Source organism: Streptomyces sp. NPDC004031 (genome assembly GCF_053604375.1).
Genome location: NZ_JBSGHL010000011.1, coordinates 164,162 through 175,803, shown reverse-complemented (window position 1 = coordinate 175,803; position 11,642 = coordinate 164,162). Strand labels below are relative to the sequence as shown.

The 11,642-nt window shown below is 75.3% G+C and carries 12 protein-coding genes; 7 read left to right on the top strand and 5 right to left on the bottom strand.

Going from position 1 to position 11,642, the window contains the following annotated elements; all coding sequences use genetic code 11:
* Nucleotides 1-80 precede the first annotated feature (80 nt).
* Nucleotides 81-1,121, bottom strand: coding sequence for a lactonase family protein (locus ACWERV_RS09965; protein ID WP_452930966.1), 1,041 nt, complete (start codon nucleotides 1,119-1,121; stop codon nucleotides 81-83).
* 261 nt (nucleotides 1,122-1,382) lie between these two features.
* Here ACWERV_RS09965 and ACWERV_RS09960 point away from each other — a divergent pair, with 261 nt between their 5' ends.
* Entirely contained in the window at nucleotides 1,383-1,925 is a 543-nt protein-coding gene (locus ACWERV_RS09960; protein ID WP_452930983.1) for an Lrp/AsnC family transcriptional regulator, read from the top strand.
* On the opposite strand, the gene ACWERV_RS09955 is transcribed toward ACWERV_RS09960, so the two are convergent.
* From ACWERV_RS09955 to ligD, 3 genes are all read right to left on the bottom strand, one after another.
* The gene (locus ACWERV_RS09955) at nucleotides 1,907-2,524 is read right to left on the bottom strand and encodes a DJ-1/PfpI family protein (protein ID WP_452930964.1); all 618 of its coding nucleotides are present in this window, start codon (nucleotides 2,522-2,524) and stop codon (nucleotides 1,907-1,909) included. The genes ACWERV_RS09960 and ACWERV_RS09955 overlap by 19 nt on opposite strands.
* A 59-nt stretch (nucleotides 2,525-2,583) precedes the next feature.
* Entirely contained in the window at nucleotides 2,584-3,567 is a 984-nt protein-coding gene (locus tag ACWERV_RS09950) for a GlxA family transcriptional regulator (protein WP_452930961.1), read from the bottom strand.
* Between the two features lie 93 nt (nucleotides 3,568-3,660).
* Nucleotides 3,661-4,674 carry a non-homologous end-joining DNA ligase gene (gene ligD / locus ACWERV_RS09945; protein WP_398179682.1) on the bottom strand — a complete coding sequence of 338 codons (1,014 nt, stop codon included), beginning with the start codon at nucleotides 4,672-4,674 and terminating at the stop codon, nucleotides 3,661-3,663.
* A gap of 67 nt (nucleotides 4,675-4,741) precedes the next feature.
* Here ligD and ACWERV_RS09940 point away from each other — a divergent pair, with 67 nt between their 5' ends.
* Nucleotides 4,742-5,818 carry an ATP-dependent DNA ligase gene (locus ACWERV_RS09940; protein ID WP_452930958.1) on the top strand — a complete coding sequence of 359 codons (1,077 nt, stop codon included), beginning with the start codon at nucleotides 4,742-4,744 and terminating at the stop codon, nucleotides 5,816-5,818.
* Nucleotides 5,819-5,863: 45 nt separating this feature from the next.
* Here ACWERV_RS09940 and ACWERV_RS09935 read toward each other — a convergent pair whose 3' ends face one another.
* On the bottom strand, nucleotides 5,864-6,286 hold the full coding sequence (locus tag ACWERV_RS09935) for a YjbQ family protein (RefSeq protein ID WP_452930956.1): 423 nt from the start codon (nucleotides 6,284-6,286) through the stop codon (nucleotides 5,864-5,866).
* 218 nt (nucleotides 6,287-6,504) lie between these two features.
* Here ACWERV_RS09935 and ACWERV_RS09930 point away from each other — a divergent pair, with 218 nt between their 5' ends.
* From ACWERV_RS09930 to ACWERV_RS09910, 5 genes are all read left to right on the top strand, one after another.
* Nucleotides 6,505-7,317, top strand: coding sequence for a glycoside hydrolase family 3 N-terminal domain-containing protein (locus tag ACWERV_RS09930; protein WP_452930953.1), 813 nt, complete (start codon nucleotides 6,505-6,507; stop codon nucleotides 7,315-7,317).
* A gap of 66 nt (nucleotides 7,318-7,383) precedes the next feature.
* Nucleotides 7,384-8,490 (top strand): NAD(P)-binding domain-containing protein, encoded by a 1,107-nt coding sequence (locus ACWERV_RS09925; RefSeq protein WP_452930950.1) that lies wholly within the window; start codon nucleotides 7,384-7,386, stop codon nucleotides 8,488-8,490.
* 147 nt (nucleotides 8,491-8,637) lie between these two features.
* Nucleotides 8,638-9,459: a (Fe-S)-binding protein gene (locus ACWERV_RS09920; RefSeq protein ID WP_452930947.1), complete on the top strand. Its 822-nt coding sequence runs from the start codon at nucleotides 8,638-8,640 to the stop codon at nucleotides 9,457-9,459.
* Nucleotides 9,456-10,979 carry a lactate utilization protein B gene (locus tag ACWERV_RS09915; protein ID WP_452930944.1) on the top strand — a complete coding sequence of 508 codons (1,524 nt, stop codon included), beginning with the start codon at nucleotides 9,456-9,458 and terminating at the stop codon, nucleotides 10,977-10,979. The genes ACWERV_RS09920 and ACWERV_RS09915 overlap by 4 nt, the downstream gene beginning before the upstream one ends.
* On the top strand, nucleotides 10,976-11,635 hold the full coding sequence (locus tag ACWERV_RS09910; RefSeq protein WP_452930941.1) for a LutC/YkgG family protein: 660 nt from the start codon (nucleotides 10,976-10,978) through the stop codon (nucleotides 11,633-11,635). The genes ACWERV_RS09915 and ACWERV_RS09910 overlap by 4 nt, the downstream gene beginning before the upstream one ends.
* Nucleotides 11,636-11,642: the final 7 nt, after the last annotated feature.

The following is an 11,642-nucleotide window of genomic DNA, read 5'->3' as shown; positions in this document are numbered from 1 at the left end:
CCCTGCACCGCGTCCGCGGGGCGGGCGGTCCCGGCCGGGACCGCCCGCCCCGCGCCGTCTGCGGGCGGCCCCAGGCGGGTTCAGCGGAAGACGACGCAGGACGCGGCGGGCACGTCGAGTGAGCCGGCCTGCTTGGGGATGCCGGTGGCCGGGTCGACGTCGAACCAGGTGACGTCGCCCGAGCGCTCGTTGGCCGCGTAGAGCCGGGTGCCCTCGGGGTCGAGAGTGAGGTGGCGCGGCCAGTCGCCACCGCAGCTGACGGTGTCGAGGAGTTCGAGCCGCTCGCCGCCGTCGTGCACGGCGAGCACCGCGATGCTGTTGTGGCCGCGGTTGGCGGCCCAGGCGAAGCGCCCGTCGGCGGAGACCACGAGTTCGGAGGGGTAGTTCTCGCCGTCGGTCCCGTCCGGCAGCACCCGGGTCTCGGACAGCGGGCGCAGGCTGCCGCGTTCGGCGTCCCAGCCGCACACGGTGACCACGGAGTCCAGCTCGTTCATGACGTACGCGTGCCGCCCGTCCGGGTGGAAGGCGAGGTGCCGCGGGCCGATGCCGGAGCGCAGGCCGAGTTCGCGTTCGATCTCCAGCTCGCCGGTGGCGGTGTCGAGTTCGCACACCCGCAGCGAGTCGGTGCCGAGGTCCACGCTGACCGCCCAGCGGCCGGCCGGGTCGGGCAGCACGGCATGCGCGTGCGGGCCCTCCTGGCGCTGCTGGTTGGGGCCGTCGCCCTCGTGCTCCAGCACCGAGCGCAGCCCGTCGAGCCCGCCGTCGGCGCGGATCGCGAGCACGCTGACGCTGCCGGGCGCCGAGTAGTTGGCGGTCAGCAGGTGGCCCTGGTGGACGGCCAGGTGGGTGGGCGAGCCGCCGTGCACCGCGACGGGCTCGCCGATGAGCGCGGGCGCGGCCGGGTCGGCGAGCGAGAAGGCGGCGGCTGCGCCGTCCGGGTCGGTCTCGCTGACCGTGTAGAGCGTCCCCCCATCGGGGGACACCACCAGGAAAGACGGGTTGACCACGTCGGCGGTGGCGCCCAGCGCGGTGAGCGCTCCCGTCCCCGGGTCGACGGCGGCCGTGGTGAGGCCGCGCCCGCCCCCTGAGGTGAACGAACCGATGTATGCGTGCCCGGCCACTGCCGTACCTCTTCCGCCTGATGTCTGTACGGCGGCCGAGAGTAGTGCCTCGCGGCGGCCGCGTCGCGCGCGGGGGCCGTCTGCGGCCAGCCGGTGGCACCCCGACGCGGCGGCTGCCGGGGGCCGTTGGGCGGCGCGGGCGGCCGTTCGCGGCGGTGATGGCTCAAAGTAGCCGGTCCGCCGGGGGCCGTCAGTACGGTGATCATGAGATCCCCGGCGATCACCACGGTCGCCCACGCCCGCGAGGAGTACGGCCGCACCATGCCCTTCGACGCCCTGGACGCCCGCATAGTGCGGCTGATGCTCGACCAGCCCCGTACGAGCGTCCGCGGATACGCCCGCATCCTGGGCGTCGCCCGCGGCACCTTGCAGGCCCGCCTGGAGCGGCTGGAACGCGACGGGGTCATCACCGTCGCGGGTCCGCGGGTCTCCCCCGCCGCGCTGGGCCACCCGGTGCTGGCCTTCGTACGGCTGGAGGTCGCCCGCGGGCATCTGGACGAGGTGGGCGAGGCGCTGGCCGCGGTGCCGGAGATCGTCGAGGCGTTCTCGGTCGCGGGCGGTGGCGGCGATCTGCTGACCCGGGTGGTGGCGCGCGACAACGCGCATCTGGAAGCGGTCATCCAGCGGCTGGGCCGGCTGCCGGGCGTGGTGCGGATCCGTACCGAGATAGCCCTGAGCGAGCGGGTCGCGCACCGGCTGCTGCCGCTCGTGGAGTCGCTGGCGGCCGAGCAGGGCCCGGCCGTGCCGGTGGAGGCCGGGACGGCGGGGCCGCCCGGGGAGGACGGTCAGCGGGCCGCCAGGTAGTCCTTCACGGCCTGCGGGGCCTTGCTCCAGGAGCCCGCGTCGAAGGGCGGCTGCGGGTCGTACTCGATCGCGAGCTGGCAGGCCTGGGCCGCGACCGGGCCCGCGATCAGCTCGGTGAGCCGCAGTGCCATGTCGATGCCGGCGGAGACCCCGGCCGCGGTGACGATCCGGCCCTGCTCGACGACCCGTTGCCCGGTGGGGACGGCCCCGTAGGACGCCAGCAGTTCCGTCGCGCTCCAGTGGGTCGTGGCGCGCAGTCCGGCGAGCAGTCCGGCGGCGCCCAGCAGCAGCGAGCCGGTGCACACCGAGGTGGTCCAGGCGGTGGTGGCGTGGACGGCGCGGATCCAGTCGAGCAACTGCGGGTCGCCGGTGCCCGCGCGGGCACCGGGACCGCCGGGGACCACCAGGACGTCGGCGGCGGTGATGTCGGCGAACGACGCGGCGGCGGTGAGGGCGAGCCGCCCCGCGCCGTCGGTGACCGGTCCGGGGGCCGCGGCGGCGAAGACGACGTCGGCGTCCGGCAGGTTGCGCAGGACCTCGTAGGGGCCGACGGCGTCGAGCGCCGTGAAACCGTCGAAGAGCGGGAGGACGATACGCATGGCGGGGTGCCTTTCCTGGCCGGTGCAGCGGTGGGTGGGGTCCCGGGGGTGACGCGGGTTCAGCCCCTGACGGCGTGGGGTGCGAAGCGCCGCCGGTACTCGCCGGGCGTCACCCTTACGGCGCGTTTGAAACTGCGGTGCAGCGTGGCCACGGTGCCGTAGCCGCAACTGCGCGCGACGGCGTCCAGCGGTGTGCCGGTGGACTCCAGCAGCCGGCGGGCCGCCTCGACGCGGGCGCTCTCGACGTACGCGGCGGGGGTGCGCCCGGTCTCGGCGCGGAAGACGCGGGTGAAGTTGCGTTCGCTCATCCCGGCCCTGGCGGCGAGCGCGGGCACGCCGAGGTCGTCGCCGAGGTGGTCGGCGATCCAGTCCAGCACCTCGCGCAGCGGCTGCCGGACCGGCCGCTGGGCGGCGAGCTGCGCGCTGAACTGCGCCTGGCCGCCGGGACGCTGCACGAACATCACCAGCTGCCGGGCGATGGCCCGCGCCACCTCGGGCCCGTCGTCGGCCTCGACCATGGCGAGGGCGAGGTCCATCCCGGCGGTGACGCCGGCGGACGTCCACAGGTCGCCGTCCCGTACGAAGATAGGGTCGGGGTCGACGACGGCTGCCGGGTACCGCTCGGCGAGCAGCGCGCACGACGACCAGTGGGTGACCGCCCGCCGCCCGTCCAGCAGCCCGGCGGCGCCCAGCAGGAAGGCGCCGCTGCACACCGAGGCGGTGCGCCGGGCCCGGTGCGCGGTGCGGGCGAACCAGTCGACGAACTCACCGTCCGCGCAGGCCTCGTGGACGCCCGCGCCGCCGACGGCGACGAGGGTGTCCACCGGGCCGGTGAACTCGCGGGCCGTCCGGGTCGGGGAGACCGCGAGGCCGCCGCTGGAGGCGACCGGGCCGGGTGCCGCGGCCACCGTGGTCACCGAGACGTCCGGCCTCCCGGCACGCTCGGCCCGCCGCCCGGCCTGCACGAAGACCTCGTGCGGCCCGGCGAGGTCGAGCATCTGGAAGCCGGGGAAGACGGCGAAGACGACATTCCGGCGGGTCATGCGTCCATCCTGGGCGGCCTGCTCCGGCGGCGGCAAGGACAGCCTTGTGACGATTTCCGCCACACAACACCGCGCGGGTGGCGGCCCGTGGTGTCAGTCCGCGGGCTTGCGCGCCCGGCTCGGCTGGACGCGCCGGGGCTCGCCCTTCATCTTCGGGTGCTCGGGCGGGTACGGGAGGTCGCCGAGGCCGTGCTCGCGCTCGTCGCGGTCGGCGAGGTCCAGGGCGGCGTCGAGGCGGAAGGCGTGCTCGTCCATGTCGGCGTGCAGGTCGCCCAGCTCGGCGTACCGGGCGGGCATGGTGACCAGGTCGAAGTCGGCCGGGGCGACCTCGGTCAGCTCCTCCCACCGCAGCGGCGCGGACACCGGGGCATGCGCGAAGGGGCGTACGGAGTACGCGCTGGCGATCGTGCGGTCGCGCGCCGTCTGGTTGTAGTCAACGAAGATCTTCTCGCCGCGCTCCTCCTTCCACCACGCCGTGGTGATGTGACCCGGGTCGCGCCGCTCCAGTTCGCGGGCCACCGCGATGGCCGAGCGGCGCACCTGGACGAACGTCCACTCGGGCGCGATCGGCACGAAGACGTGCAGCCCGCGCCCGCCGGAGGTCTTGGGCCAGCCCCGCAGGCCCAGCCCGTCCAGCACCTCGCGCAGCCGCAGGGCGGCGCGCACGGCGTCGGCGAAGTCCGTGCCGGGCTGCGGGTCGAGGTCGATGCGCAGCTCGTCGGGGTGCTCGGTGTCGCCGCGGCGGACCGGCCAGGGGTGGAAGGTGAAAGTGCCGAGGTTGGCCGCCCACAGCACGGCGGCCACCTCGGTGGGGCAGATCTCGTCGGCGTAGCGGCCGCTGGGGAAGGCGATCCGGCCGGTGGGGATCCAGTCCGGGAGGTTCTTGGGGGCGCGCTTCTGGAAGAACGACTCGCCCTCGACGCCGTCGACGTAGCGCTCCATGGTGGTGGGGCGGTCGCGGAGCGCCCGCAGGATCCCGTCGCCCACGGACAGGTAGTAGCGCACCAGGTCGGCCTTGGTCAGGCCGCGTTGCGGGAAGTAGACCTTGTCCGGGTGCGAGACGCGCACGGTGCGCTCGCCGACGGTCAGCTCCAGCGTCTCTGCCATGCCTCCCACGCTAGGCCGGACGGGCCGCCACCGCGCCCGGGGCGCCGGCCGCGCGCACAATCGGACCATGGACCTGCCGGTGATGCCCCCAGTGCAGCCGATGCTCGCCAAGCCCGCGAAGACCATTCCGCCGGGCATGCAGTACGAGGCGAAATGGGACGGTTTCCGGGCCGTCGTCTTCCGCGACGGCGACGAGATCGAGCTGGGCAGCCGCTCCACCAAGCCGCTCACCCGGTATTTCCCCGAGGTGGTCGAGGCGCTGCGGAGCCGCATCCCGCGGCGCTGCGTGCTGGACGGCGAGATCGTCATCGCCCGGGACGGGCGGCTGGACTTCGACGCGCTGCTGGAGCGCATCCACCCGGCCGAGTCACGGGTACGCCATCTGGCGGAGGTGACGCCCGCGGCCTTCGTCGCGTTCGACCTGCTCGCCCTGGACGACCGGTCGCTCATGGAGGACCCGCAGAGCGCCCGCCGGGAGGCGCTGACGGCGGCGCTGCGGGACGCGGACGCGCCGGTCTTCACCGCGCCCGCCACCACCGACCCGGCGCTCGCCGGGGACTGGTTCGACCGCTTCGAGGGCGCGGGCCTGGACGGCATCGTGGCCAAGCCGCCGCAGCTGCCCTACCGGCCCGGGGAGCGGGTCCTGGTCAAGGTCAAGCACGAGCGCACCGCGGACTGCGTGGTCGCCGGCCTGCGCCAGCACAAGAGCGGCCCCGTCGTGGGCTCGCTGCTGCTCGGCCTGTACGACGGCGCGGGCCGCCTGCAGCACGTCGGCGTCTGCGCGTCCTTCCCGATGCGGCGCCGGGCGCAGCTCATGGAGGAACTGGCGCCGCTGCTCATGGAGTCGGTGGCCGGGCACCCGTGGCAGGACTGGACGAGCGAGGAGGCGCAGGGGACGAGCCGACTCCCCGGCGGCCCGAGCCGCTGGACGGGCAAGAAGGACCTGTCGTGGCTGCCGCTGCGCCCCGAGCGCGTCCTGGAGGTCGCCTACGACCACATGCAGGGGGACCGCTTCCGGCACACCGCGCAGTTCCGCCGCTGGCGGCCGGACCGTGAGCCGGAGCAGTGCACGTACGCCCAACTGGAGGAGCCGGTGCGCTACGACCTGGCGGACTTCCTGGCCACCGGGCGGCCCGGGGGCTGACGGCTTCCGGGCGGGGGCTGCTGGGCGCCCGGTGCGCGGCCCTCTTCAGCCGAGGAAGCTCAGCCGGACCTGGCGGCGGGGGTTGTCGCGGTTGGTGTCGACCAGCACCACCGACTGCCAGGTGCCCAGCTCCAGGGCGCCGCCGAGCACAGGGAGGCTGGCGTGCGGCGGGACGAACGCGGGCAGCACGTGGTCGCGGCCGTGGCCGGGGGTGCCGTGCCGGTGGCGCCAGCGGTCGTCGGCGGGGAGCAGGTCGCGCAGGGCGGCCAGCAGGTCGTCGTCGCTGCCGGCGCCGGTCTCGATGATCGCGACCCCCGCCGTGGCGTGCGGCACGAAGACGTTGAGCAGGCCGTCGCGGCCCCCGGCGGCCTCCCGCAGGAAGGCCGCGCACTCCTGCGTCAGGTCGTGCACGGTCTCTGCCGAGCCGGTGGCCACGTCGATCACACGGGAACGGAAGCGATCACCCATACGGCCATTGTGCCCCGCCCGCCGCGTCCGCTCACCCGGGGTACGGCCGCCCGGCGGCGGGCCGTTGGGCGCGTCCGGCGCGTCGTGCGGGGCGGCCGGACGCCCGAGGAGCTGGTCGGCGGGGGGATCGTTGCCGGGACCGGGGATTGGTCTGTACCATTCTGCGGACCCGGACCACCGTCCGGCCCAAGCCCGCGGCCCGGAGGGGGGCATTCGCGTTGCGCCGGCTCACCGCACTGGTCGACTCCTGCCTGCTGCCCACCGTACGGGGACGCGGCGGCCGGCTGCCCGACTGGATCCTGCACAGCCTGGAGAACGGCGCCCCCGGCGCCGCCGTGGACGCCCAGGGCACGGCCGCCCGCGCGACGGCGCAGGCCCTCAAGGCGGCGCTGCCGGACGCCCTCACCGGCCACGCGGGCCCGCCGCCGGTCCGCCGCCCGGAGCACCCGGCCCGCACCGACGGCTGCGCGGCGGCGGCCGAACTCGTCGCGGCGGGCGCCAACCTGCACCTGGGCGTGCACCCGGGCGCGCGGGCCGACGACACCCGGGTCTTCGTCACCGACCTCCAGACGCACGGCGTCGCCGCGGCCCTCGGCCCCTTCACCGCGGGCGACGCGACCAGCCTGCGGCCCTTCGCGGAGGGCGCCGCGGCGGGCGTACGGGCCATCACCGCGGGCCACGCGCCCGCGCCCGGGGACGAGGAGGTGCCCGCGATGCTCAGCGCCCGCGCGGTCACCGGCGTGCTGCGCGGCGAGCTGGGCTACCGCGGGGTCGTGCTGAGCGAGTCGCTCGACCGGCCGGCCATCGTCGACGGCTGGGGCGTACCGGGCGCCGCGGTACTGGCCTGGATCGCCGGGGTGGACCTGGTGCGCCTCGGACCGTCGAGCGGCGCGGGGGTGCGGGACGCGATCCACGCCGCCGCGGCGCGGGCGGTGGCGGACGGCGACCTCCCGCAGCAGCGGCTGGAGGAGGCAGCCGAACGGGTGGCCCGGCTGCGCCGCTGGGCGTCCGAGCCCCGGATGCCGGAGTAGGTCCCCGGGAGCGGTGCCGCCGCCGGGCCCGGGAAGCATTGCGGGGCCAGCACCGTTGTCGTCTGCATGGACGATGCGGTGCGCGAGGTCGAGGTGGCGGTGGTCGGCGCCGGGCAGGCCGGGCTGTCGGCCGGGTATTTCCTGCGCCGGTCCGGGCTGGAGCCGGGCGCCGGCTTCGTCCTGCTGGACCACTCCCCCGGGGCCGGCGGCGCCTGGCAGTACCGCTGGCCCTCGCTGACCTACGGCAAGGCGCACGGGGTGCACGAGCTGCCGGGCATGCCGCTCGACGAGGCGGACCCGCGGCGGCCGTCGGCCGAGGTGGTGGCCGGGTACTTCGCCGCCTACGAGCAGCGGTTCGACCTGCGGGTGCGCCGCCCGGTGGACGTCACCGCGGTGCGCGACGGCGGCGGGCGGCTGCTGGTGGAGACGGACGCGGGCACCTGGGCGGCGCGGGCGCTGATCAACGCGACCGGCACCTGGGACCGGCCCTTCGTGCCGTACTACCCCGGGCAGGAGACCTTTCTCGGCCGCCAGTTGCACACGGCCGGCTACCGGGGAGCCGCGGAGTTCGCGGGCCGCCACGTGGTCGTGGTCGGCGGCGGCACCTCGGCCGTCCAGCTGCTGATCGAGCTGGCGGAGGTGGCGCGCACGACGTGGGTGACACGCCGTCCGCCGGTCTTCCGCGACACTCCGTTCGACGAGGACTGGGGACGCGAGGCGGTGGCGCGCGTCGAGGAGCGGGTACGCCGGGGGCTGCCGCCGCAGAGCGTGGTGAGCGTGACCGGGCTCGCGGCGACCGAGTCGGTGCGGCAGGCCACGGACCGCGGCATACTGCGCCGCCTGCCGATGTTCGACCGCGTCACACCGCACGGGGTGGCCTGGGACGGCGGCGACACGCTCGACGCCGACGTGATCTTGTGGGCGACCGGTTTCCGTGCCGCGCTCGACCACCTCGCGCCGCTGCGGCTGCGGGAGCCGGGCGGCGGCGTGCGGGTGGCGGGCACCCGGGTCGTCAAGGACCCGCGGATCCATCTGGTCGGGTACGGGCCCTCGGCCAGCACCATCGGCGCCAACCGCGCGGGCCGCACCGCCGTGCGCGAGATCCGCGCGCTGCTCGACGGACGGGCACCGGGGCCCTCCGCCGCGTCCCCCGCGCTCCAACCCGCTCGCTGAGCAGGGAGCGCGCGCTCCCCGCCACTTCTGCCACGCCGACGCAATAAACATCGGATGTCTCCTTCCCCCGGGAGGGAGACTGCGGCAGTATGGGCGCATGCGTGATCGAGATCAGCCCGGCCCGCGCCGGTGCGGCGCGGAGGACCCATGCGCGTAGCGCTTTTCGTGACCTGCGTGAACGACCTGCTCTACCCCGGCACCGGGCAGGCGACGGTCCGTCTGCTGGAGCGGCTGGGCGTGACGGTGGACTTCCCCGCCGCCCAGTCGTGCTGCGGGCAGCCGCAGTTCAACACCGGCTACCGGCACGAGACCGAGCCACTGGTACTGCGCATGGCGGCGGCCTTCGACGGCTACGACCACGTCGTCACCCCCTCCGGCTCCTGCGCGGCCATGGTGCGCGACAACTACCCGCGGATCGGCGCGAAGGCGAAGGCCGAGGGCCGCGGCGACGGCCTGGAGCGGGCCGCGGCGGCGCTGGCGGCCAAGACCTACGAACTCACCGAATTCCTGGTCGACGTGCTGGACGTCACGGACGTGGGCGCGTACTTCCCGCACACGGTGACCTACCACCCCTCCTGCCACGGGCTGCGCATGCTGGGGCTGGGCGACCGGCCGCGCAGGCTGCTCGACGCCGTGGCGGGCCTGGAGCTGCGCGAGCTGCCGGGCGCCGAGGAGTGCTGCGGCTTCGGCGGCACCTTCGCCGTCAAGAACCCGGACGTCTCGGCCGCGATGGGCCGCGACAAGACGGCCAACGCGCTCGGCACCGGCGCCGGGCTGCTGTGCGGGGCGGACAACTCCTGCCTGATGCACCTGGACGGCATCCTGCGCCGGGACGAGGCGCCGATGCACACCGTGCACCTGGCCGAGGTGCTGGCCTCGACCCGCGAGGAGCCGTACCGGCCGCCCGGGACGCGGCCGCGGCACATTGCGCGGGAGAAGTCCGGCCGAAGGACGGAAGAGGTCCGATGAACTCCACCTACCTGGGCCTGCCGACCTTTCCGCGGGCCGCCGCGCCCGCGACCAGAGACACCCAGCTGCGGGCGAACCTGCGGCACGCCACCCACACCATCCGCGCCAAGCGCGCCGCCGCGGTCGCCGAACTGGACGACTGGGCCGAGCTGCGCGCCGCGGGCGCGGCCGTCAAGGACCACACCCTGCGGCACCTGGACCACTACCTGCTCCAGCTGGAGTCCGCGGTGACCGCCGCGGGCGGCACCGTGCACTGGGCCGCCGACGCCGCCGAGGCCAACCGGATCGTGACCCGGCTCGTCCAGGAGACCGGCGAGCGCGAGGTCGTCAAGGTCAAGTCGATGGCCACGCAGGAGATCGAGCTCAACGAGGCACTGGCCGAGGCGGGCATCACCGCGTACGAGACGGACCTGGCCGAGCTGATCGTGCAGCTCGCTGACGACCGCCCGTCGCACATCCTGGTGCCGGCGATCCACAAGAACCGGCGGCAGATCCGCGACACCTTCACCGAGCAGATGGGCCGCTGGGGCAGGCCCGCCCCCGAGGGCCTCGGCGACAGTCCGGGCGAGCTCGCGGAGGCGGCACGGCTGCACCTGCGGGAGAAGTTCCTGCGGGCCAAGGTCGCGGTGTCCGGCGCCAACTTCATGGTCGCCGAGACCGGCACGGTGGTCGTCCTGGAGTCCGAGGGCAACGGCCGGATGTGCCTGACCGTGCCGGAGACCCTGATCACCGTCGCCGGCATCGAGAAGATCGTGCCCACCTGGCGGGATCTGGAGATCTTCCTGCAGACGCTGCCGCGCTCCTCCACCGCCGAGCGCATGAACCCGTACACCTCGACGTGGACGGGCACCACCGACGGCGACGGCCCGGGTACCTTCCACCTCGTCCTGCTGGACAACGGCCGCACCGACACCCTCGCCGACGCGACCGGACGGCAGGCGCTGCGCTGCATCCGCTGCTCGGCCTGCCTCAACGTCTGCCCGGTGTACGAACGGGCCGGCGGCCACGCGTACGGCTCGGCCTACCCCGGTCCGATCGGCGCCATCCTCACCCCGCAGCTGCGCGGCACGGGCACCGCGCTGGACGCCTCGCTCCCCTACGCCTCCTCCCTGTGCGGGGCGTGCTACGAGGTCTGCCCGGTGGCCATCGACATCCCCGAGGTGCTGGTGAGCCTGCGCGAACGGGTCGTGGAGGGCGGCGAGGTCACCCGGGCGGGCACCCGTACCACGATCAGGCCCGCCAGGGGGCACGCGGCCGAACGCGCCGCGATGCGTGCCGGACGCTGGACCCTGGACCACCCGGCGGCCTGGCGCACCACACAGCGGCTCGCGCAGGGCACCCGGGCGCTGCACCCGCGGCGGCTGCCCGGCAGGACGGCGAAGGCCTGGACGGCGAGCCGCGAACTGCCCGAGCTGCCGGGCCGGTCCTTCCGCGAATGGTGGCGGCAGCGCGAACAGCGGGCGGGCGCAGGCCCGGCGGAGGCGGGGCACGGCGACGGGCCGAAGGGCGGTCAGCAGTGAACGGGGACAGCCGCGCCGAGATCCTGCGCCGGGTGCGCCAGGCCCTGGCGGTCACCTCCGACGGCGGCGCCCCGGGCGGGGAACCCCCGGAGCGCGGTTATCTGACGGTGCACGCGGAGCGGACCGCGGACGAGCGGGTGGACCTGCTCGCCGAGAACCTCACCGACTACCGCGCCGCGGTGCACCGCACCGACGCCGCGGGCCTGCCCGCGACGATCGCCCGGCTGCTGGCCGAGCACGGCTCGCGCAGCGTCGTCGTGCCGGAACGGGCCCCGCGCGGGTGGCTGCCCGAGGTCGAGGCGGCCGGTATCGAGGTCCTGGACGACAGCACACGACTGCCGGCCGCCCGGCTGGACACGGTCGACAGCGTCGTGACCGGCTGCGCGGTGGCCGTCGCCGAGACCGGCACGATCGTCCTGGACGCGGGCCCGGACCAGGGGCGGCGGCTGCTCACGCTCATCCCCGACCACCATGTGTGCGTGGTGCGGGTGCCCGAGCAGGTCGTCGACTCGGTGCCGCAGGCGCTGCCGCGGCTGGACCCGGCCCGGCCGCTCACCTGGATCTCCGGTCCCTCGGCGACCAGCGACATCGAGCTGAGCCGGGTGGAGGGCGTCCACGGCCCCCGCACCCTCGACGTGGTGCTGGTGACGCCGTAGCGGCCTG

Excerpts from the sequence above, each read along its gene's own strand:
- ACWERV_RS09935 (WP_452930956.1), bottom strand. The coding sequence starts at position 6,286 with ATGGGTGATCGCTTCCGTTCCCGTGTGATCGACGTGGCCACCGGCTCG.
- ACWERV_RS09960 (WP_452930983.1), top strand. The coding sequence starts at position 1,383 with ATGCCCTTCGACGCCCTGGACGCCCGCATAGTGCGGCTGATGCTCGAC.
- ACWERV_RS09920 (WP_452930947.1), top strand. The coding sequence starts at position 8,638 with ATGCGCGTAGCGCTTTTCGTGACCTGCGTGAACGACCTGCTCTACCCC.
- ligD (WP_398179682.1), bottom strand. The coding sequence starts at position 4,674 with ATGGCAGAGACGCTGGAGCTGACCGTCGGCGAGCGCACCGTGCGCGTC.
- ACWERV_RS09915 (WP_452930944.1), top strand. The coding sequence starts at position 9,456 with ATGAACTCCACCTACCTGGGCCTGCCGACCTTTCCGCGGGCCGCCGCG.
- ACWERV_RS09950 (WP_452930961.1), bottom strand. The coding sequence starts at position 3,567 with ATGACCCGCCGGAATGTCGTCTTCGCCGTCTTCCCCGGCTTCCAGATG.
- ACWERV_RS09940 (WP_452930958.1), top strand. The coding sequence starts at position 4,742 with ATGGACCTGCCGGTGATGCCCCCAGTGCAGCCGATGCTCGCCAAGCCC.
- ACWERV_RS09925 (WP_452930950.1), top strand. The coding sequence starts at position 7,384 with ATGGACGATGCGGTGCGCGAGGTCGAGGTGGCGGTGGTCGGCGCCGGG.
- ACWERV_RS09955 (WP_452930964.1), bottom strand. The coding sequence starts at position 2,524 with ATGCGTATCGTCCTCCCGCTCTTCGACGGTTTCACGGCGCTCGACGCC.